The 19,055-nt window shown below is 69.4% G+C and carries 21 protein-coding genes; 4 read left to right on the forward strand and 17 right to left on the reverse strand.

Annotation, left to right across the window (positions count from 1 at the left end; genetic code table 11):
• Positions 1 to 38: 38 nt before the first annotated feature.
• Positions 39 to 362 (reverse strand): STAS domain-containing protein, encoded by a 324-nt coding sequence (locus OHS71_RS13780; protein ID WP_020131168.1) that lies wholly within the window; start codon positions 360 to 362, stop codon positions 39 to 41.
• Positions 363 to 786: 424 nt separating this feature from the next.
• Here OHS71_RS13780 and OHS71_RS13785 point away from each other — a divergent pair, with 424 nt between their 5' ends.
• Positions 787 to 1,359, forward strand: coding sequence for a cob(I)yrinic acid a,c-diamide adenosyltransferase (locus OHS71_RS13785; protein WP_328479673.1), 573 nt, complete (start codon positions 787 to 789; stop codon positions 1,357 to 1,359).
• Here OHS71_RS13785 and OHS71_RS13790 read toward each other — a convergent pair.
• Positions 1,356 to 1,961: a hypothetical protein gene (locus OHS71_RS13790; RefSeq protein ID WP_328479674.1), complete on the reverse strand. Its 606-nt coding sequence runs from the start codon at positions 1,959 to 1,961 to the stop codon at positions 1,356 to 1,358. The genes OHS71_RS13785 and OHS71_RS13790 overlap by 4 nt on opposite strands.
• Positions 1,946 to 2,116 carry a hypothetical protein gene (locus OHS71_RS13795; protein ID WP_328479675.1) on the reverse strand — a complete coding sequence of 57 codons (171 nt, stop codon included), beginning with the start codon at positions 2,114 to 2,116 and terminating at the stop codon, positions 1,946 to 1,948. Before OHS71_RS13795 ends, OHS71_RS13790 begins: the two co-directional genes overlap by 16 nt.
• Between OHS71_RS13795 and OHS71_RS13800 the strand changes: the two genes are divergently transcribed.
• From OHS71_RS13800 to OHS71_RS13810, 3 genes are all read left to right on the forward strand, one after another.
• Positions 2,115 to 3,299 carry a sensor histidine kinase gene (locus OHS71_RS13800; protein ID WP_443046936.1) on the forward strand — a complete coding sequence of 395 codons (1,185 nt, stop codon included), beginning with the start codon at positions 2,115 to 2,117 and terminating at the stop codon, positions 3,297 to 3,299. The genes OHS71_RS13795 and OHS71_RS13800 overlap by 2 nt on opposite strands.
• A complete protein-coding gene (locus tag OHS71_RS13805) occupies positions 3,296 to 3,976 on the forward strand; it encodes a response regulator transcription factor (protein WP_328479677.1) in 681 nt (226 codons plus the stop codon). The genes OHS71_RS13800 and OHS71_RS13805 overlap by 4 nt, the downstream gene beginning before the upstream one ends.
• Before the next feature lie 114 nt (positions 3,977 to 4,090).
• Positions 4,091 to 5,914: a glycoside hydrolase family 18 chitinase gene (locus OHS71_RS13810; RefSeq protein ID WP_328479678.1), complete on the forward strand. Its 1,824-nt coding sequence runs from the start codon at positions 4,091 to 4,093 to the stop codon at positions 5,912 to 5,914.
• Positions 5,915 to 5,997: 83 nt separating this feature from the next.
• Here OHS71_RS13810 and OHS71_RS13815 read toward each other — a convergent pair whose 3' ends face one another.
• The 14 genes from OHS71_RS13815 to OHS71_RS13880 form a co-directional block, all read right to left on the reverse strand.
• On the reverse strand, positions 5,998 to 6,444 hold the full coding sequence (locus OHS71_RS13815) for a DUF2550 domain-containing protein (protein ID WP_328479679.1): 447 nt from the start codon (positions 6,442 to 6,444) through the stop codon (positions 5,998 to 6,000).
• A gap of 141 nt (positions 6,445 to 6,585) precedes the next feature.
• Positions 6,586 to 6,960 carry a F0F1 ATP synthase subunit epsilon gene (locus tag OHS71_RS13820; RefSeq protein ID WP_189919667.1) on the reverse strand — a complete coding sequence of 125 codons (375 nt, stop codon included), beginning with the start codon at positions 6,958 to 6,960 and terminating at the stop codon, positions 6,586 to 6,588.
• 132 nt (positions 6,961 to 7,092) lie between these two features.
• A complete protein-coding gene (gene atpD, locus OHS71_RS13825; protein WP_328479680.1) occupies positions 7,093 to 8,529 on the reverse strand; it encodes a F0F1 ATP synthase subunit beta in 1,437 nt (478 codons plus the stop codon).
• Positions 8,529 to 9,446: a F0F1 ATP synthase subunit gamma gene (locus OHS71_RS13830; RefSeq protein WP_328479681.1), complete on the reverse strand. Its 918-nt coding sequence runs from the start codon at positions 9,444 to 9,446 to the stop codon at positions 8,529 to 8,531. Before OHS71_RS13830 ends, atpD begins: the two co-directional genes overlap by 1 nt.
• A gap of 21 nt (positions 9,447 to 9,467) precedes the next feature.
• On the reverse strand, positions 9,468 to 11,057 hold the full coding sequence (gene atpA, locus OHS71_RS13835) for a F0F1 ATP synthase subunit alpha (RefSeq protein WP_328479682.1): 1,590 nt from the start codon (positions 11,055 to 11,057) through the stop codon (positions 9,468 to 9,470).
• 134 nt (positions 11,058 to 11,191) lie between these two features.
• On the reverse strand, positions 11,192 to 12,013 hold the full coding sequence (locus OHS71_RS13840) for a F0F1 ATP synthase subunit delta (protein ID WP_328479683.1): 822 nt from the start codon (positions 12,011 to 12,013) through the stop codon (positions 11,192 to 11,194).
• Complete coding sequence (locus OHS71_RS13845) at positions 12,010 to 12,555, reverse strand: F0F1 ATP synthase subunit B (protein ID WP_328479684.1); 546 nt, start codon at positions 12,553 to 12,555, stop codon at positions 12,010 to 12,012. The genes OHS71_RS13840 and OHS71_RS13845 overlap by 4 nt, the downstream gene beginning before the upstream one ends.
• 36 nt (positions 12,556 to 12,591) lie before the next feature.
• On the reverse strand, positions 12,592 to 12,840 hold the full coding sequence (locus OHS71_RS13850) for an ATP synthase subunit C (protein WP_030008695.1): 249 nt from the start codon (positions 12,838 to 12,840) through the stop codon (positions 12,592 to 12,594).
• A 72-nt stretch (positions 12,841 to 12,912) separates the two neighbouring features.
• On the reverse strand, positions 12,913 to 13,734 hold the full coding sequence (gene atpB, locus OHS71_RS13855; protein WP_307165438.1) for a F0F1 ATP synthase subunit A: 822 nt from the start codon (positions 13,732 to 13,734) through the stop codon (positions 12,913 to 12,915).
• Positions 13,735 to 13,959: 225 nt separating this feature from the next.
• Positions 13,960 to 14,412, reverse strand: coding sequence for a hypothetical protein (locus OHS71_RS13860; RefSeq protein ID WP_328479685.1), 453 nt, complete (start codon positions 14,410 to 14,412; stop codon positions 13,960 to 13,962).
• A gap of 303 nt (positions 14,413 to 14,715) precedes the next feature.
• Complete coding sequence (locus tag OHS71_RS13865) at positions 14,716 to 16,080, reverse strand: MraY family glycosyltransferase (RefSeq protein WP_328479686.1); 1,365 nt, start codon at positions 16,078 to 16,080, stop codon at positions 14,716 to 14,718.
• Positions 16,081 to 16,253: 173 nt separating this feature from the next.
• Positions 16,254 to 17,516: a serine hydroxymethyltransferase gene (gene glyA / locus OHS71_RS13870; RefSeq protein ID WP_328479687.1), complete on the reverse strand. Its 1,263-nt coding sequence runs from the start codon at positions 17,514 to 17,516 to the stop codon at positions 16,254 to 16,256.
• 192 nt (positions 17,517 to 17,708) lie between these two features.
• A complete protein-coding gene (locus tag OHS71_RS13875; protein WP_328479688.1) occupies positions 17,709 to 18,386 on the reverse strand; it encodes an arsenate reductase/protein-tyrosine-phosphatase family protein in 678 nt (225 codons plus the stop codon).
• Positions 18,383 to 19,030 carry an L-threonylcarbamoyladenylate synthase gene (locus tag OHS71_RS13880; protein WP_328479689.1) on the reverse strand — a complete coding sequence of 216 codons (648 nt, stop codon included), beginning with the start codon at positions 19,028 to 19,030 and terminating at the stop codon, positions 18,383 to 18,385. The genes OHS71_RS13875 and OHS71_RS13880 overlap by 4 nt, the downstream gene beginning before the upstream one ends.
• Positions 19,031 to 19,055: the final 25 nt, after the last annotated feature.

The following is a 19,055-nucleotide window of genomic DNA, read 5'->3' on the forward strand; positions in this document are numbered from 1 at the left end:
ACGTTCCCCGCGTCCGCAGGCCACGCCCCCTCCGCCGGTCACACCCGGGGCAGGGACTCCACGCCGATGCCGCCCTCGATCGCGAGGATGCGGTGCAGCCGGGTGGCCACCAGCAGGCGTTGCATCTGCGGAGGCACACCACGCAGCACCAGACGCCGGCCGCACCGGCCGGCCCGCCGGTGGACGCCCATGATGACGCCGAGTCCGGTGGCGTCCCAGGAGTCCAGCTCCGACAGGTCGAGCACCAGGTCGCCGACGCCGTCGTCCACGGCCGTGTGCAGGGCCGTACGGGCGTCCGCCGCGCTGCGGACGTCGAGGCGGCCCCCGACGACCAGCTCTACGTGGTCGCCCCTGATGTGCATAGCGCTCCCCTAAGCGTGCGTCTCGTGCTCCGCGGTGTGGTGTCCGGTGTTGCCACCTCTGACTGCGTGAAGCGGCCGGAGGTTGCCGTCTGTGAGCGAACCGATACCGAATTCACTCCCAGGGGTGAGGCCCATGGGGCCTGTGCGGTTTCGGTGCTTGTAGAAGCCCTGCCCGCTCACGCGTCCGATGTCACCGGCATCAACCATCCGGCGCAGCCGCTCCGCATGCCTCTCGGCCGGAGATTAGCGGGCGTGAGGCGCTGTGTGACCGGTTAGTAACGCGTTTCACGTCTCAGGGCGTGAGACGCCGGTCACGTCGTCAAATACCGTCCGATTCATACCGATTGGCCCGGGAGTGGCCGGGTGCCGACGGCCGTGACGAAGGGAACGGAACCGATCCGCCGGGACGGTCTAGATTGGCCGCATGGTCAATCTGACGCGCATCTACACGAGGACCGGCGACCAGGGCACCACCGCTCTCGGCGACATGAGCCGGGTCGCCAAGACCGACCTGCGGATCGCCGCGTACGCCGACGTCAACGAGGCGAACGCGGCGCTCGGCACGGCGCTCGCGCTGGGCGGGCTGGACGAGGAACTCACCGGTGTCCTGACCCGCGTCCAGAACGACCTGTTCGACGTGGGCGCGGACCTGTCGACGCCGGTCGTGGAGAACCCGGAGTTCCCGCCGCTGAGGGTCGAGCAGTTCTATGTCGACCGTCTGGAGGCGGACTGCGACCGGTTCAACGAGCGGCTGGAGAAGCTGCGGTCGTTCATCCTGCCCGGCGGCACCCCGGGTGCGGCCCTGCTGCACCAGGCCTGCACCGTCGTCCGGCGGGCCGAACGCTCCACCTGGGCCGCGCTGGAGGTGCACGGCGAGCTGATGAACCCGCTCACCGCGACCTACCTCAACCGTCTCTCGGACCTGCTGTTCATCCTGGCCCGCACCGCGAACGCGGCGGTGGGGGACGTGCTCTGGGTGCCGGGCGGGGAGCGCTAGCGCATCTTGGCCTGTTCCCGCTCCGATTCACCCGCCGGTTCGCCCTGCGGTACCCGGTTCGCCTCCCGCTTCGGCTCCCGCTTCGGGAACAGGGTGTAGCTCAGGGCGATGACGGCGTTGATGCCGATCACCCACAGCATCCGCTGCTGCCACGCCCGCAACGAGCCGGTGTCGCCGTGCCCGCCGACGTACCAGAGCGCTGCCTGGAGGAGGGCCGCGGCGACGAGCGCGGCGACGGTCCAGCGCCCCGCGACCCTCCACTCGTGGACGGCGCGGGCCCGTCCGTACTTCGGCGGCCGCACGGGCGGCGGGCCGCCGGCGAACCGGTGGGCGACCCGGGCGTCCGCCCACCTGACGGTGGAGTGCCCGAGGCCCACGGTGAAGCCGATGTAGACGGCGGCCAGGCCGTGCCGCCAGTCCGGCTCGGCGCCGTTCCTGAGGTCGATCGCGGTCACCGCGAACAGCACGACCTCCAGCAGCGGCTCGCACAGCAGCAGGGCCAGCCCCAGGCGCGGCATCCGGAACACGTACCGCAAGGCCAGTCCGGCGGCCAGCAGCACCCAGAAGGCCACCTCGCAGGCGATGATCAGTCCGACGACCACGGTTCGCTCCTCTCGTCCACCCTCCCAGGCTCCCGGCGGGCGGGGCCGGGCGCGTCGTCGGCGGTGACGAGGTCGGGGTACATCGAAAGATGCAGTTCGGGACCGTTCCAGAGGAGCAGGCACACGCCATGCGGGGCGTGTTGGATGGAGGGCATGGCCGCACCGGAACCGCACTCCCCGCGCCGCCCTCACCGCTTCGACGTCTACATCGCGGTCGGCGGGCTGCTCGGCGGGCTGTTGCTGGCCGCCATCGGCCTGGGCACCAGGCCGTCCGACGATCCGATCACCCTCCTCGACGGCACCTGGCCGGTCCTGGTGCCGCTCGGGGTGATGGCCGGCTGCGAGGTGGTACGCCGGGTCGCGCCGCGCACGGCCCTGCTGACCGGCACGGCCGCGATCCTCCTGGACACCCTGACCCAGGGCAGTCTGTTCACGGTGCTGATGTACACCGACGTGATGTACGCGGCCGTCCTGTACGGCCCCCTCGCGTCGGCCCGCCGGATCCAGTGGATCACCGGGCTGCTGACGGTGGCCGGAACGCTGGTGCCGTTCGCGGTGTGGCGGGTGCCGCAGGCGCTGCTGATCGGCGTGGTGGTCGGCATCGTGGCCTACGCGCCCGCGGCCACCGGCTGGATCGTCCGCGACCACCGCGACGCGGCCGAGGCGGCCCGGCTGCGGGCCGAACAGACCGCGCTGCTCGCCGAGATGGACCGCGTCCAGGCTGTCACGACGGAGCGGGCGCGGATGGCGCGCGAGTTGCACGACATGGTGGCCAACCATCTGTCGGCGATCGCCATCCACTCGACGGCCGCCCTCTCCATCGATGATCCGGAGACCTCCGGACAGGCACTGTCCGTCATCCGTGAGAACAGCGTCGAGGGGCTGGCGGAGATGCGGCGGCTGATCGGGATCCTGCGCGACGGCAGCGGGGACCGGGAGCCCGCCGCGGCCCCCACCCTGGACGGGCTGGAGGCTCTCGTCGACGGCGCCCGCGCCAACGGTCTCGACGTCACCCTCGTGACCGGACACGGTGGGGTGCCCGTCCCGGTCGAACTCGCCGCCTACCGGATCGTCCAGGAGTCGCTGACCAACGCGCTGAAGCACGCCTGCCCGGGCCGGGTCACCGTCACCCTCGTGCGGCGTGACGGTGCGCTGGAGGTGCGGGTGCGCAGTCCGTACGGTCGCCGGGAGGGGCCCCGCGCCCCTGGTTCCGGCGCCGGGCTGGTCGGGATGCGGGAGCGGGCGGCACTGCTCGGCGGCACGTTCGGCGCCGGACCCGAGGGCTCCTGCTGGACGGTACGCGCCACGTTCCCCCTCGTGGAAGGAGAGCCGGCATGAGCTCCCCCATCCGTGTCCTCGTCGCCGAGGACCAGTCCGCCGTGCGCGCCGGGCTCGTCCTCATCCTGGGCAGCGCCCCCGACATCGAGGTGGTGGGCGAGGCGGCGGACGGGGAGCGGGCCGTGGCCCTGGCCCGTGCGTTGCGGCCCGACGTGATCCTGATGGACGTTCAGATGCCGCGCCTCGACGGGGTGTCGGCGACCCGGCAGGTGGTCGAGGAGGGGCTCGGCGACGTCCTGGTCCTGACCACCTTCGACCTCGACGCGTACGTGTTCGGGGCGCTGCGGGCGGGCGCCGCGGGCTTCCTGCTGAAGAGCACGGAGGCGAGGGATCTCCTGGCCGCGGTCCGGACGGTGGCGGGCGGGGAGGGGCTGATCGCTCCCGCGGTGACCCGCCGGCTCATCGCCGAGTTCGCCGCGCAGCCGGCACGGACGCCGAAGGCGGATCCGTCGGTTCTCGACGCCCTGACGCGGCGCGAGCGCGAGGTGCTGGCCTGTCTCGGCGAGGGGATGTCCAACGCGGCCGTCGCGGAGCGCCTCGACATGGCGGAGGCGACGGTGAAGACGCACGTCAGTCGGCTGCTGGGGAAGCTCGAGCTGCGCAGCCGGGTACAAGCGGCCGTACTGGCACAGGAGTTGGGAATACGGGCGGGATCCGACAGAGGTCCCGAGGTTTAGGTCGCCACAGTGGTCCAGACCTATTGACCTGTGGTCCAGACCTTTCTATTCTCGCGGCACCGTGGGCGTGAAGGCTCAGTCACGCCCCCCCGACTCCCCCCGAGGAGGCGCAGGATGCGCTTCAGACACAGAGCCGCGGCAGCGTTCGCGACACTGTTGCTCCCGCTCACCGGCCTGGTCGGCCTCGCGAGCCCCGCCCAGGCCGCCACGACCGCCACCGCCACCTACACCAAGGCCTCGGACTGGGGCACCGGCTTCGAGGGCAGGTGGACGGTGAAGAACACCGGCACCACCGCCATCAGTTCGTGGACGGTCGAGTGGGACTTCCCCTCCGGCACCTCCGTCACCTCCGCGTGGGACGCCGACGTCACCTCCGCCGGCACCCACTGGACCGCCAAGAACAAGTCCTACAACGGCTCCCTCGCCCCCGGCGCCACCGTCTCCTTCGGGTTCAACGGCGCGGGCACCGGCTCCCCCTCCAACTGCAAGCTCAACGGCGGCGGTTGTGACGGCACCACGGTCCCGGGCGACGCCGCCCCGTCCGCCCCGGGCACCCCGACGGCGTCCGCCGTCACCGACACCTCGGTGAAACTGGCCTGGTCCGCCGCCACCGACGACAAGGGCGTCAAGAACTACGACGTCCTGCGCGACGGCGCCAAGGTCGCCACGGTGACGACGACCTCGTACACGGACAGCGGCCTGACCGCCGGCACCGACTACTCCTACACCGTCCGGGCCAGGGACACCGCCGACCAGACCGGCCCGGCCAGCGGCGCGGTCGCCGTGCACACCACCGGCGGCGGCACCACTCCCCCGACCACCGGCGACAAGGTCAAGCTCGGCTACTTCACCGAGTGGGGCATCTACGGCCGCAACTACAACGTCAAGAACCTGGTGACCTCGGGTTCGGCCGCGAAGATCACGCACATCAACTACGCCTTCGGCAACGTCACGAACGGCCAGTGCGCGATCGGCGACTCCTACGCCGACTACGACAAGGCCTTCACCGCCGACCAGTCGGTGAGCGGCGTGGCCGACACCTGGGACCAGCCGCTGCGCGGCAACTTCAACCAGCTGCGCCAGCTGAAGGCCAAGTACCCGAACATCAAGGTCCTGTGGTCCTTCGGCGGCTGGACCTGGTCCGGCGGCTTCGCCCAGGCCGCGGCCAACCCGGCCGCCTTCGCCCAGTCCTGCTACAACCTGGTCGAGGACCCGCGCTGGGCCGACGTCTTCGACGGCATCGACATCGACTGGGAGTACCCGAACGCCTGCGGCCTGTCCTGCGACACCAGCGGGGCGGCGGCCTACAAGAACCTGATGCAGGCCCTGCGCGCCAAGTTCGGCACCGGCAACCTGGTCACCGCGGCCACCACCGCCGACGGCTCCACCGGCGGCAAGATCGACGCGGCCGACTACGCGGGCGCGGCGCAGTACGTCAACTGGTACAACGTGATGACGTACGACTTCTTCGGTGCCTGGGCGGCCCAGGGCCCGACGGCCCCGCACTCCCCGCTCACCTCGTACAGCGGCATCCCACAGGCCGGGTTCACCACGGCCGACGCGATGGCCAAGTTCAAGGCGAAGGGCGTACCCGCGAGCAAGCTGCTCATCGGCATCGGCTTCTACGGGCGCGGCTGGACCGGCGTCACCCAGGACGCACCGGGCGGCACGGCCACGGGACCGGCGGCCGGCACCTACGAGCAGGGCATCGAGGACTACAAGGTCCTCAAGACGTCCTGCCCGGCCACCGGCACCATCGCCGGCACCGCGTACGCGAAGTGCGGCAGCAACTGGTGGTCCTACGACACCCCGGCCACCATCGCCGGAAAGATGACCTGGGCCAAGAACCAGGGCCTGGGCGGTGCGTTCTTCTGGGAGTTCAGCGGAGACACCAGCAACGGTGAGCTGGTGAGCGCCATCAACAGCGGACTGTCGTAAGGAAGCGGTCGTAAGAGCAGCATCCGTGTGACCGCATGACAGTCGCCCTCCCCCGGACCTCGTCCGGGGGAGGGCGAACGCGGCTATGCCACATTCACCCGCTGGCCGGGCGGGGCCGCCTCCAGCCACGCCAGGAAACCGGTCAGGGCGTCCTCGCTCATGGCGAGTTCGAGGCGCGTGCCCCGGTGCACACAGGTGAGGATCACCGCGTCGGACAGCAGCGCCAGCTCCTCCTCGCCCTCGGGCAGACGCCGGCCGGCCACCTCGATCGAGCCCCGCTCCAGGACACGGCGCGGACGGTAGGCGTAGGAGAAGACGCGGTACCACTCGATGCGGTCGCCGTTGTAGCGGGCGACGCCGTAGCTCCAGCCCTTTCCGCTCGTGTCCGGTTTCTCGGGGACGTCCCAGCGCAGGGAACAGTCGAAGGTGCCGCCGGAGCGCTGGATGAGTCTGCGGCGCAGGCCGAAGACGAACAACCCCAGCGCCACCAGGGCCACGACGATTCCGCACACAGTCAGAGCGAGGACCATCGACACCGACCTCCTCGTCTCCTAGATACCGGAATAGGTAACGGAACGGAAAAAACATCCAGATCTGCCTCAGCCGCGGTCGGCTCCGGATTGCTCCGGTGCCGACCGCGGCTGAGTGACGTCATACGCTTCCGCGCTGGTTCAGCGCGAGGCCGCCGCGCGCAGTCGAACGTCCGCGCGACGCTCGGCGGCGGCGTCGCCCTCCGCCTTCGCGCGCTCGAGTTCCCGCTCCACGCGCTGGACGTCGATCTCGTCCGACAGCTCGGCGATCTCGGCCAGCAGCGACAGCTTGTTGTCGGCGAACGAGACGAAACCGCCGTGCACCGCGGCGACGACCGTTCCGCCATCACTCGTACGGATGGTCACCGGGCCCGACTCCAGCACACCGAGCAGCGGCTGGTGACCGGGCATGACGCCGATGTCGCCGGACGTGGTGCGCGCGACGACCAGGGTGGCCTCGCCGGACCAGACCTCTCGGTCGGCCGCGACCAGCGCGACGTGCAGCTCAGCAGCCAAGGTGGCTCCTCGGGTCACCACCCGGCGGGTCTGCCGGGTGTTGGTTACAAGTCTAATGGGCGTGAGTGAGGGGGCGGGACGCGCCCGCCCCCTCAGACGTGAGCCGAAGGGCTCACTTCGAACTCAGGGAGTTCAGGAGACGCCCAGCTCCTTGGCGTTGGCCTTCAGGTCCTCGATGCCACCGCACAGGAAGAACGCCTGCTCCGGGAAGTGGTCGTACTCGCCGTCGATGATCGCGTTGAAGGCCACGATCGACTCGTCCAGCGGGACGTCCGACCCGTCGACGCCGGTGAACTGCTTGGCGACGTGGGTGTTCTGGGACAGGAAGCGCTCCACGCGACGGGCGCGGTGGACGGTGAGCTTGTCCTCCTCGCCCAGCTCGTCGATACCGAGGATCGCGATGATGTCCTGAAGGTCCTTGTACTTCTGCAGGACCGTCTTGACGCGCATCGCGGTGTTGTAGTGGTCCGCCGCGATGTAGCGGGGGTCCAGGATCCGGGACGTGGAGTCCAGCGGGTCCACGGCCGGGTAGATGCCCTTCTCGGAGATCGGACGGGAGAGAACCGTCGTCGCGTCGAGGTGGGCGAAGGTGGTGGCCGGGGCCGGGTCGGTCAGGTCGTCCGCGGGGACGTAGATCGCCTGCATCGAGGTGATCGAGTGACCACGGGTCGAGGTGATGCGCTCCTGGAGGAGACCCATCTCGTCGGCCAGGTTCGGCTGGTAACCCACCGCGGAGGGCATCCGGCCGAGCAGGGTCGAGACCTCGGAACCGGCCTGGGTGAAGCGGAAGATGTTGTCGATGAAGAACAGCACGTCCTGCTTCTGCACATCGCGGAAGTACTCCGCCATGGTCAGACCGGCCAGGGCCACGCGCAGACGGGTGCCCGGGGGCTCGTCCATCTGACCGAAGACCAGGGCGGTCTTGTCGATGACGCCGGACTCCGCCATCTCCTCGATGAGGTCGTTGCCCTCACGGGTGCGCTCGCCGACACCGGCGAACACGGAGACACCGTCGTGGTTGTTGGCGACGCGGTAGATCATCTCCTGGATGAGCACCGTCTTGCCGACGCCGGCACCACCGAACAGACCGATCTTGCCGCCCTTGACGTACGGGGTCAGCAGGTCGATGACCTTGACGCCGGTCTCGAACATCTCGGTCTTCGACTCGAGCTCGTCGAAGTTGGGGGCCTTGCGGTGGATGGACCAGCGCTCGCCCTCGTACTGCTCGTCGACGTTCAGCACCTCACCGAGGGTGTTGAACACCTTGCCCTTGGTGAAGTCGCCGACCGGGACGGTGATACCCGTGCCGGTGTCGGTGACCGCGGCCTGGCGGACCAGACCGTCGGTGGGCTGCATCGAGATCGTGCGGACCAGGCCGTCACCCAGGTGCTGGGCGACCTCCAGGGTCAGCGTCTTCTTCTCGCCGGCGAGGGCCGGGTCGGCCACCTCGACGTGAAGGGCGTTGTAGATCTCCGGCATGGCGTCGACGGGGAATTCCACGTCGACGACCGGGCCGATGACCCGGGCGACGCGGCCCGTGGCAACGGCCGTCTCAACTGTCGTCGTCATTACCTGTCACTCCCCGCGGTCGCGTCGGCCAGGGCTGCGGAGCCACCGACGATCTCGCTGATTTCCTGGGTGATTTCGGCCTGGCGGGCCGCGTTGGCAAGGCGGGAGAGCGTCTCGATGAGCTCTCCTGCGTTGTCGGTGGCCGACTTCATCGCGCGCCGCGTGGCGGCGTGCTTGGAGGCTGCCGACTGGAGGAGAGCGTTGTAGACGCGGCTCTCCACATAGCGCGGCAGCAGGGCGTCGAGGACGTCCTCCGCCGACGGCTCGAAGTCGTACAGCGGACGGATCTCGCCCTTCGACGCCGACTCCTCGGCCACCTCGTCGAGGCTGAGCGGAAGCAGGCGGTCGCCGAGCGCCGTCTGCGTCATCATCGAGACGAACTCGGTGAAGACGATGTGGAGTTCGTCCACGCCGCCGTCCGCCGTCTCCTTCTCGATGGCCTCGATCAGCGGACCCGCGACCTTCTTCGCGTCCGCGTAGGTGGGCTCGTCGGTGAAGCCCGACCACGACTCCGCGACCTTGCGCTCGCGGAAGTTGTAGTGGGCCAGACCGCGGCGGCCGACGATGTACGTGTCGACCTCCTTGCCCTCGGCCTCGAGGCGCGCCGTCAGCTGCTCGGCAGCCTTGATCGCGTTGGAGTTGAAGGCGCCGGCCAGTCCGCGGTCGCTCGTGAGGAGCAGCACCGCGGCACGGGTCGCCGTCTCCGCCTCCGTGGTCAGCGGATGCTTGGTGTTCGAACCGGTACCGACCGCCGAGACCGCGCGGGTGAGCTCGGTCGCGTACGGCGCGGAGGCCGCCACCTTGCGCTGCGCCTTGACGACGCGCGAGGCGGCGATCATCTCCATCGCCTTGGTGATCTTCTTGGTCGCGGTGACGGATCGGATGCGACGCTTGTAGACCCGGAGCTGGGCTCCCATGAGTCAGGTCCCTTCCTTACGTCACTTGGCCGCGGCCGGGGCGTCCTCGCCGAGAAGCTTGCCGTCCGAGGTCTCGAACTGCTTCTTGAACTCGGCGATCGCGTCGGCAACAGCGGTGAGGGTGTCGTCCGACATCTTCGCGCCCTCCTTGATGGAGGTCATGAGGCCCTGCTCCTTGCGGTGCAGGTACTCCAGGAGCTCCTTCTCGAAGCGGCGGATGTCGGTGACCGGAACGTCGTCCATCTTGCCGGTGGTGCCGGCCCACACGGAGACGACCTGGTCCTCGGTCGGCATCGGCTGGTACTGAGGCTGCTTGAGCAGCTCGACCAGGCGCTGACCGCGCTCCAGCTGGGACTTCGACGCGGCGTCCAGGTCGGAACCGAAGGCGGCGAACGCCTCCAGCTCACGGTACTGGGCGAGGTCGAGGCGGAGCCGGCCGGACACCTGGCGCATCGCCTTGTGCTGGGCGGAACCACCGACGCGGGAGACCGAGATACCGACGTTCAGCGCGGGGCGCTGACCGGCGTTGAACAGGTCCGACTCCAGGAAGCACTGGCCGTCGGTGATGGAGATGACGTTGGTCGGGATGAACGCCGAGACGTCGTTGGCCTTCGTCTCGACGATCGGCAGACCGGTCATCGAGCCGGCGCCCAGGTCGTCGGAGAGCTTCGCGCAGCGCTCCAGCAGACGGGAGTGCAGGTAGAAGACGTCGCCCGGGTAGGCCTCGCGGCCCGGCGGGCGGCGCAGCAGCAGCGACACGGCGCGGTAGGCGTCGGCCTGCTTCGAGAGGTCGTCGAAGATGATGAGGACGTGCTTGCCCTCGTACATCCACTGCTGACCGATGGCCGAACCGGTGTACGGCGCCAGGTACTTGAAGCCGGCCGGGTCGGACGCCGGGGCGGCGACGATGGTCGTGTACTCCAGCGCGCCGGCCTCTTCGAGGGCGCCACGCACGGAGGCGATGGTCGAGCCCTTCTGACCGATGGCGACGTAGACGCAGCGGACCTGCTTCTTCACGTCGCCGGAGCGCCAGTTGTCGCGCTGGTTGATGATCGTGTCGACGGCCAGGGCGGTCTTGCCGGTCTGGCGGTCACCGATGATCAGCTGACGCTGACCACGGCCGATCGGGGTCATCGCGTCGACGGCCTTGTAGCCGGTCTCCATCGGCTCGTGCACCGACTTACGGGCCATGACACCGGGAGCCTGAAGCTCCAGGGCACGGCGGCCGGACGTCTCGATCTCGCCGAGGCCGTCGATCGGGTTGCCGAGCGGGTCGACGACACGGCCGAGGTAGCCCTCGCCGACGGCGACGGACAGGACCTCTCCCGTGCGGGTGACCGGCTGGCCCTCCTCGACGCCGCTGAACTCGCCGAGGATGACGGTACCGATCTCGCGCTCTTCGAGGTTGAGCGCGAGGCCGAGGGTGCCGTCCTCGAACTTCAGCAGTTCGTTGGCCATGGCCGAGGGAAGGCCCTCGACCTTCGCGATGCCGTCGCCGGCAAGGGTGACCGTACCGACCTCCTCGCGCGAGGCCGCGTCCGGCTTGTACGACTGGACAAAGTTCTCCAGCGCGTCCCGGATCTCCTCCGGCCGGATCGTGAGCTCCGCCATCTGGGTTCCCTGCTCTCCTTGTTGGGCCCGAAGTTTCACTTTGGGGGGATGGGGACTCCCCCCTGAAAGAGGTGAATCCTCTGCACGGCCCAACCAGGGCCGCCATCAGTTCGTACTGCGGTCTTGAGTTGCTGCTAGCTCGCCATGCGGCGGGCGGCGTCCTCGATGCGGTCCGCGAGGGAACCGTTGATCACCTCGTCGCCGACCTGCACCCGGATCCCGCCGAGGACCGCGGGGTCCACGTCGAGGTTCAGGTGCATCGGGCGGCCGTAGAGCTTGGCGAGGGCGGCGCCGAGGCGCTGCTTCTGCGGGTCGCTCAGCGGTACCGCCGAGGTGACGACGGCAACCATGCGGTTCCGGCGCTCAGCGGCGAGCTTGGACAGGGCCTCGAGGCCCGCTTCCAGGCTACGTCCACGGGGCGCGGTCACGAGGCGCGTCACCAGTCGCACGGTGGCCGCGTCGGCCCGGCGCGTGAGCAGGCTGCTCAGCAGCGCGCTCTTGGCCGAGGCGGTGGCCTTCCGGTTGGTCAGTGCGGCGCGCAGCTCGGGATTCGAGGCGACGATCCGTCCGAAGCGGAACAGCTCGTCCTCGACGTTGTCGAGCGTGCCGGCCTTCTGCGCGGCGGTGAGGTCGGCGATGTCCGCCAGCTCCTCCAGCGCGTCCACCAGGTCGCGGGACTGCGACCAGCGGGAACGCACCAGGCCGGACACCAGGTCGACGGCGGGGCCGCTGATCCGGGATCCGAGCAGGCGCTGGACCAGCTCGGCCTTGGCCTCGCCGGCCTGCGCCGGGTCGGTGAGGACCCGACGCAGCGAGACCTCGCGGTCGAGCAGCGCGGCGACGGTCGCCAGCTCACCCGCGAGCTGTACGGCGTCCACGGACGTGGAGTCCGTCAGCGCGTCGAGACGCTCACGGGCTGCTGCGAATGCCTCGCGGCTCGCTCCGTGTGCGGTCATCGAGACGCCTCGGCCTTCTCCTCGAGGTCGTCGAGGAAGCGGTCGATGACGCGGCTCTGACGGGCGTGGTCCTCGAGGGACTCCCCGACGAGCTTGCCGGCCAGTTCGGTGGCGAGCCTGCCGACGTCCTGACGCAGCGCGGACGCGGCGGCCTTGCGGTCCGCCTCGATCTGGCTGTGCCCGGCGGCGACGATCTCCTCGCGCTGTCGCTGGCCTTCCGCACGCATCTCGGTGATGAGTGCGGCGCCCTGCTCCTGCGCCTCCTGGCGCAGCCGCGCGGCCTCGTGACGGGCCTCGGCGAGCTGGGCCTTGTACTGCTCAAGAACGCTCTGGGCTTCGGTCTGTGCGGCCTCTGCCTTCTCGATACCGCCCTCGATGGCCTCGCGCCGCTGCTCCAGAACCTTGTTGATGTTCGGGAGAAGCTTCTTGGCGAGGAAGCCGAAGACGATGACGAAGGCGATCAGGCCGATCACGAGCTCCGGAATCGGCGGGATGAGCGGGTTTTCCGCTTCCTCAGCCGCCAGCTGAACCAGGGGGCTCATATCAGTGCCTTTCGTCGAAAGGGACGGTCCGACGGATCAGGACGTCGGGTAGACGAACGGCATGACCAGACCGATCAGGGCGAGCGCCTCACAGAAGGCGAAGCCGAGGATCTGGTTGGCGCGGATCAGGCCGGCAGCCTCGGGCTGACGGGCGAGCGCCTGGGTGCCGTTACCGAAGATGATGCCGACGCCGACGCCCGGGCCGATCGCGGCGAGGCCGTAGCCGATCGAGCCGAGGTTGCCCTTGATCTCGACGCCGGCGGCAAGGGTCTGGAGAGCGGACATGCCGGTTCTTCCTTCTCTTTCAAGGACCGGTGGGGGTTGGCCACCGGATGTCTGGGTGGGGGTCGGGCTGGCTCAGTGGTGCTCGGCGAGCGCGCCCTGGATGAAGCTGCAGGTCAGGAGGACGAAGACGTACGCCTGCACAGCCTGGATGAAGAGTTCGAAGGCCGTCATCACGAGAACCATCACGAACGAGACGGCGGAGTAGGCGATGCCGATGCCGTTCAGCATGTACCAGGTGGCGATCGTGAAGAGCAGCAGGAGGGTGTGGCCGGCGAACATGTTCGCGAACAGTCGGACGGCGTGAGTGAAGGGCCGCACGAGGAGGTTCGAGAAGAGCTCGATCGTCATCGACAGCGGGAGGACCGCGCCGAGCGACTTGTCGTAACCGGTGAAGTTCTTCCAGGCGCCGACGAATCCTTGGCGCTTGAAGGTCAGGGAGACCCACAGGATGTAGACGATGCCGGCGAGGACCGCGGGGTACGAAATGATCGCGGTGACCGGGAACTGGGCGATCGGGACGATCGACCAGAGGTTCATCATCCAGACGAAGAAGAAGAGCGAGACGACCAGCGGTACGTACTTCTCGCCTTCCTTCTTTCCGATGGTCTCGTAGACGACACCTCGGCGGACGAAGTCGTAGCCTGCTTCGGCGACCAGCTGGAGCTTGCCGGGGACGACCTTCGGGCGGGCGAAGGCGGCCCAGAAGAAGCCGACGATGATGATCGAGCCGAGCAGCGCCAGCAGCATCGTCTTGTTGAAGTACGAGTTGCCGTCCGCGTCGCCGAAGAGCGGCTCGAACAGGAACGAGTGCAGGCCCGGAGCCGGGAAGCCACAACCGTCGAACAGGTGGCAGTCGGTCTCGAAAGCGAGCACCTGCGTCGGGTCAGCACTCACCGCGGGCTCCTTCGTCGTGGTGCATGGGTACGGCAACCTCGTTGTGTCGGCGCGGCGTACGACCGCGTTTCGGCACGGGACTGGTGTTTCTGATGTGGGGGCGGCTTGGGGGCATCTCGCCTCGCGATTGAGCAGGCGTCAGCTCGAATGCCCGCGCCCGCGATGCCGCAGTTGGCACCGGACGATAGCAGGATCTCCCAGACGTCTTTATCCCGGCCCTACCCCTCACGACGAGTGCCTCGAATTTTCGGGCTTTTCGCCCTTCGAGGAGGTCGTGGAGGCCGAATCGGGTTCGACGTACAAGATCTTGGCCTTCATGTGCGCACGCGCCTGTGCGGCGATCCACGCGATGGTGGCGGCGACGAGCGTGATGGCGAAGGCCCGGGGGTTGAACAGCGTCGTGTTCTTGAACGCGGCCATGAAGATGAACAGCAGCAGGATCTGAGCCGCGTAGAGCATCAGACCCATGGCCTGGAACAACTGCGGAAGCGATTTGGCGGTGCGTTGCAGGACGTACAGCCCCAGCCCCATGAACGCGATCACGATCACCGTGCCGATGGCGGCCCCGATGGCTCCCTTGCCGCCCGCGACCACGCCACTGACGACGACGGCGACAGCACCGACGGCGACGGTTGGCACGGCGGCCTGGGCCAGGGTCCGGACGTCATTGGACGGCATGGCGGCAACTCCGCTTTCAAAGGGGGCAGGGTGTCGTCATGGACGAGCGTAGTCCCGGTTCGAGGGGCGAAAGAACTCACGCCGGCCTCGCCTCGAAGGGCCGTCGCAGGACGGTCCTTCAGTGGTGTTCGGGGTTCTCGTGAACCGTATCACAAACTATTTGATGAGGTCTTTACCTGGCAGGTGTGCTCGCTGTCACACATGAGAGTGACAGTGCGCGTCTGTGCAGGAACCTGGAGGGCTTGTCTGGTATTGGGATGCTTTGCCCTCCCTGCGCTTCCCCACGACTTGGCAATGCTCTAGTCAGATTCTTACCTTGGAGCTGCGCCGCCCGCCGATCGCGGTGGCCCCGTTCGCCCCTGTCACACCCACCGCGACGGGCGTCTGCTCCCCCGCGTGACCGTCGGCTCCGTCCGCCCCGGCCGTGGCCGCGGGCTCCGTCCCGGCCGGTCCGTACTGCCCCTCGAGCGCCGCAGGCTCCGCCCCGGAGGCGGCGCCCCGCCGGCGCCGGTAGCGCGGCGGCACGAACGCCTCGGCCCAGCGCGGGGCGCGCGGGCGGAAGCGCGGCAGCAGGAGCAGCGCCAGACCGATCGCGCTGAGAATCACGACACCGAGGACGATCCACATGGAAGCCGCGTTGACGGAGTAGGTGAGCGCGCCGAACGCGATCAGCGCCGACCAGAAGTACATGATCAGCACCGCGCGGCTGTGCGAGTGGCCGATCTCCAGCAGCCGGTGGTGCAGATGCCCGCGGTCCGCGGCGAACGGCGACTGGCCGCGCCAGGTGCGGCGCACGATCGCCAGGATCAGGTCGGCGGCCGGGATCGCGATGATCGTCAACGGCATCACCAGCGGGATGTAGACCGGCACCATCTGGTGCACCGCGTTGCGCTCGGAGCCGGAGAACAGCCGCATGATGTCCGGGTCGACCTGGCCCGTGACGGAGATCGCGCCCGCCGCCAGCACCAGCCCGATCAGCATCGAGCCCGAGTCGCCCATGAAGATCCGCGCGGGATGCATGTTGTGCGGCAGGAAGCCCAGACACATCCCCATCAGGATCGCCGCGAACAGCGTCGCCGGGGCGGCGGCCTCGATGCCGTACGAGTACCAGATGCGGTAGGCGTACATGAAGAACGCCGCCGAGGCGATGCACACCATGCCGGCCGCGAGACCGTCGAGACCGTCCACGAAGTTGACCGCGTTGATGGTGATGACGACCAGCGCGACCGTCAGCAGGGTGCCCTGCCACTGGGTCAGCGCGACCGTGCCGACCCAGGGCACGGGCAGCCACAGGATCGTCAGACCCTGCATGACCATGACGCCGGCGGCGATCATCTGGCCGCCCAGCTTGATCAGGGCGTCGATCTCGAACTTGTCGTCCAGGACGCCGATCAGCCAGATCAGCGCTGCCCCGGAGAGCAGGGCGCGCGGCTCGTTCGACTTCTCGAAGACCTCGTTGAGGTTGGTGAGGTGGTCGGCGACCAGCAGGCCGGCGCACAGGCCGAAGAACATGGCGATACCGCCGAGCCGCGGAGTGGGTTCCCGGTGCACGTCACGGGCCCTGATCTCCGGCATCGCTCCGGCCACGATCGCGAACTTGCGTACCGGCCCTGTCAGCAGATACGTCACCGCGGCCGTGATGCAGAGCGTCAGCAGGTATTCACGCACGGGCTTCCCCACAGGTCTCGCCGGCCATCTCAGTCCCACACCCTAGCGATCGACTACCGCACGGCGCATATGTGTGAGGACTTCCGGGTAGTGACGATGGTTTCACGTGAGGCTGTGCGCGTGGACGTGCAGGGGGTGCGCGCAGGGCGCGTCCGGGAGACGCCTACCCCGGATCAGCCCGGATACGGCGGAAAAGCCAGGGTCAGTTCCCGTACCTCCTCACGGGCCCTCCGGGGTTCGATCCGGTCCCGCAGCACGGCCGCGAGCAGGGCCGCGATCCGGGTCATCTCCTCCTCCCGCATGCCCTGCGTGGTCACTGCGGCGGTGCCCAGGCGCAGGCCACGGGCGTGGGCGGCGGTGACGTCGGCGCCTCCGACGTGCGGGAGGGCACAGCAGTCCAGCACCGTCCCGGCGGCGGACAGCAGCCCGCGCGCGGTGCGCCCGTCGACGCCGAGCGGCGCCGGGTCGGCGATGATCAGGTGGGTGTCCGTCCCGCCGGTCGTGACGGTCATCCCCTCCGCCTCCAGGGCAGCCGCGAGAACCCTCGCATTGGCGACCACCTGATGGGCGTACGCGGTGAACGCCGGGGTGGCCGCCTCACCGAACGCCACCGCCTTCGCGGCGACGGTGTGCATCTGCGGGCCCCCCTGCGTGAACGGGTAGACCGCGCGGTCCACCCGCTCGGCGAGCCCGGCGCCGCACAGCAGCATCCCCCCGCGCGGTCCGCGCAGCACCTTGTGCGTGGTGGCGCAGACGATGTCGGCGTACGGCACGGGACTGGGCGCCGCTCCCCCGGCGACGAGCCCGATGGGATGGGCGGCGTCGGCGATCAGATAGGCGCCCGTCTCGTCGGCGACCTCACGGAAGAAGGCGTGGTCGAGGTGGCGCGGGTAGGCGATGGACCCGCACACGATCGCTTTCGGCCGGTGGTTGCGGGCCAGGGTGCGGACCTGCTCGTGGTCGATGAGCCCGGTCTCCGCGTCCACCCCGTAGGGGATGAAGTCGAACCAGCGTCCGGAGAAGTTCGCCGGCGATCCGTGCGTGAGATGACCGCCGTCCGACAGCCCCAGCGCCAGGACGGTGTCGCCGGGCCGCAGCAGCGCCGCATAGGCGGCCAGTACGGCGGAGGAGCCCGAGTGGGCCTGCACGTTGGCGTGTTCGGCGCCGAACAGCGCCTTGGCGCGCTCCACCGCGATCTGCTCGGCGACGTCGACGATCTCGCAGCCACCGTGGTGCCGTGATCCCGGATACCCCTCCGCGTACTTGTTGGCGAGCGGTGAGCCGAGAGCCGCCAGCACGGCGGGCGAGGTGAAGTTCTCGGCGGCCACCAGCTGGAGCGTCGACGCCTGCCGTTCCCGCTCCCCGAGCAGGATCTCGGCCACTTCGGGATCCTGCCGGTGCAGGACATCGGTCTCGGGGACACGGGTGACCGACATGATGCGCTCCGGGCGTCGACGGTGACGTACGTCCAATGTAGGCCCGGGGTGGGTGGCACGCGCGGTCTTCGTCCCCGAAGCGACCGTGGGACCGCCGCGTCCTGGCAGGCCTCGCGGACGGCGGGCCGCCGCGGCGGACTCCGGCCGGCGGCCCGGACCGGGCCACGCGGCGACCACCCGGCCGAGCACGCGTCAGGCGCGCGCGGGGACGCCCGTCAGCGCGGTGACGACCGGGTCCAGGGCCTGGTGTATCTCGTCGCCGATCGAGCGGAAGAACGGCAGGGGCGCCCCGTACGGGTCGTAGACCTCGTCCGCCTCCAGGGTCGGCGCCAGAAGCCACCCGCGTAGAGCCGCCGCCGCGCGGACCAGGGCCCGGGCGCGCATCACCACGCCCTCGTCCAGCGAGGGCAGGGTGGCCGGGTCGATGGCGTTCACCAGGCGGGTGAACTCCTTGAGGGTGAAGGTGCGCAGGCCCGCCGAGTGCCCCATGGAGATGACCTGGGCGCGGTGGTCACGGGTCGCCGTCAGGACCAGGTCGGCCATGATGACGTGCTCGTCGAGCAGTTCGCGCCCGGTGAACCCGGAGGCGTCCGCGCCGAAGTCGGCCAGCACGGTCTCCGCGTTGGCCTCCATCGGCGCGCCCTCGTGGCCCCAGGTGCCCGCGCTCTCCACGATCAGCCCGCCGCCCAGCACCCCGAGGCGCTGCGACACGAAATGCCGGGTCAGCCGCTCGGTGATCGGCGAGCGGCAGACGTTGCCGGTGCTGACGTGGAGGATGCGGAAGCTGTCGCGCGGAAACCCGAACGTCGTGGTCTGTTCCGCGGCACGGTCCCCGTTGCCTATGCCACGCCCCGCGTCAGGGGCTGTCAATTCGCCACCTCGAGGTCGGGTACGACCTTCCGCAGCTCGTCCGCGGAGATCGCACCCTCACGCAGCAGCAGCGGCACCTCTCGGCTGACGTCGACGATCGAGGAGGGGACGTTGCCGGGGGTCGGCCCGCCGTCGAGGTAGACGGAGACGGAGTCGCCCAGCATCTCCTGGGCGTAGTCGCAGTTCTCCGGCGACGGGTGTCCGGTCAGGTTCGCCGACGAGACCGCCATGGGGCCCACCTCGGTCAGCAGCTCGATGGCGACCGGGTGCAGCGGCATGCGTACGGCGACCGTGCCGCGGGTGTCGCCCAGGTCCCACTGGAGGGACGGCTGGTGCTTGGCGACGAGCGTCAGCGCGCCCGGCCAGAACGCGTCCACCAGTTCCCAGGCCATCTCGGAGAAGTCCGTGACGAGCCCGTGCAGCGTGTTCGGGGAGCCGATGAGGACAGGGGTGGGCATGTTGCGGCCCCGGCCCTTGGCCGCCAGGAGGTCGGCGACGGCCTCCGAGGAGAACGCGTCGGCGCCGATGCCGTACACCGTGTCGGTCGGGAGGACCACGAGCTCGCCACGGCGGACGGCGGACGCGGCCTCGCGCAGGCCGGTCACCCGGTCGGTCGCGTCGTTGGTGTCGTATCGCCGAGCCATCTAGCGGGCCTCCTCGTACACGTAC

This window comes from Streptomyces sp. NBC_00377, from assembly GCF_036075115.1.
Classification (GTDB): Bacteria; Actinomycetota; Actinomycetes; order Streptomycetales; family Streptomycetaceae; genus Streptomyces.

Bases quoted from the DNA above. Each gene is read 5' to 3' on its own strand.
- OHS71_RS13830 (WP_328479681.1), bottom strand. From the start codon at position 9,446: ATGGGAGCCCAGCTCCGGGTCTACAAGCGTCGCATCCGATCCGTCACC.
- OHS71_RS13805 (WP_328479677.1), top strand. From the start codon at position 3,296: ATGAGCTCCCCCATCCGTGTCCTCGTCGCCGAGGACCAGTCCGCCGTG.
- OHS71_RS13880 (WP_328479689.1), bottom strand. From the start codon at position 19,030: ATGGCTCGGCGATACGACACCAACGACGCGACCGACCGGGTGACCGGC.
- OHS71_RS13845 (WP_328479684.1), bottom strand. From the start codon at position 12,555: ATGAGCCCCCTGGTTCAGCTGGCGGCTGAGGAAGCGGAAAACCCGCTC.
- OHS71_RS13850 (WP_030008695.1), bottom strand. From the start codon at position 12,840: ATGTCCGCTCTCCAGACCCTTGCCGCCGGCGTCGAGATCAAGGGCAAC.
- OHS71_RS13780 (WP_020131168.1), bottom strand. From the start codon at position 362: ATGCACATCAGGGGCGACCACGTAGAGCTGGTCGTCGGGGGCCGCCTC.
- OHS71_RS13800 (WP_443046936.1), top strand. From the start codon at position 2,115: ATGGCCGCACCGGAACCGCACTCCCCGCGCCGCCCTCACCGCTTCGAC.
- OHS71_RS13815 (WP_328479679.1), bottom strand. From the start codon at position 6,444: ATGGTCCTCGCTCTGACTGTGTGCGGAATCGTCGTGGCCCTGGTGGCG.
- OHS71_RS13860 (WP_328479685.1), bottom strand. From the start codon at position 14,412: ATGCCGTCCAATGACGTCCGGACCCTGGCCCAGGCCGCCGTGCCAACC.
- atpD (WP_328479680.1), bottom strand. From the start codon at position 8,529: ATGACGACGACAGTTGAGACGGCCGTTGCCACGGGCCGCGTCGCCCGG.
- OHS71_RS13795 (WP_328479675.1), bottom strand. From the start codon at position 2,116: ATGCCCTCCATCCAACACGCCCCGCATGGCGTGTGCCTGCTCCTCTGG.
- atpA (WP_328479682.1), bottom strand. From the start codon at position 11,057: ATGGCGGAGCTCACGATCCGGCCGGAGGAGATCCGGGACGCGCTGGAG.
- OHS71_RS13810 (WP_328479678.1), top strand. From the start codon at position 4,091: ATGCGCTTCAGACACAGAGCCGCGGCAGCGTTCGCGACACTGTTGCTC.
- OHS71_RS13785 (WP_328479673.1), top strand. From the start codon at position 787: ATGGTCAATCTGACGCGCATCTACACGAGGACCGGCGACCAGGGCACC.
- OHS71_RS13840 (WP_328479683.1), bottom strand. From the start codon at position 12,013: ATGACCGCACACGGAGCGAGCCGCGAGGCATTCGCAGCAGCCCGTGAG.
- glyA (WP_328479687.1), bottom strand. From the start codon at position 17,516: ATGTCGGTCACCCGTGTCCCCGAGACCGATGTCCTGCACCGGCAGGAT.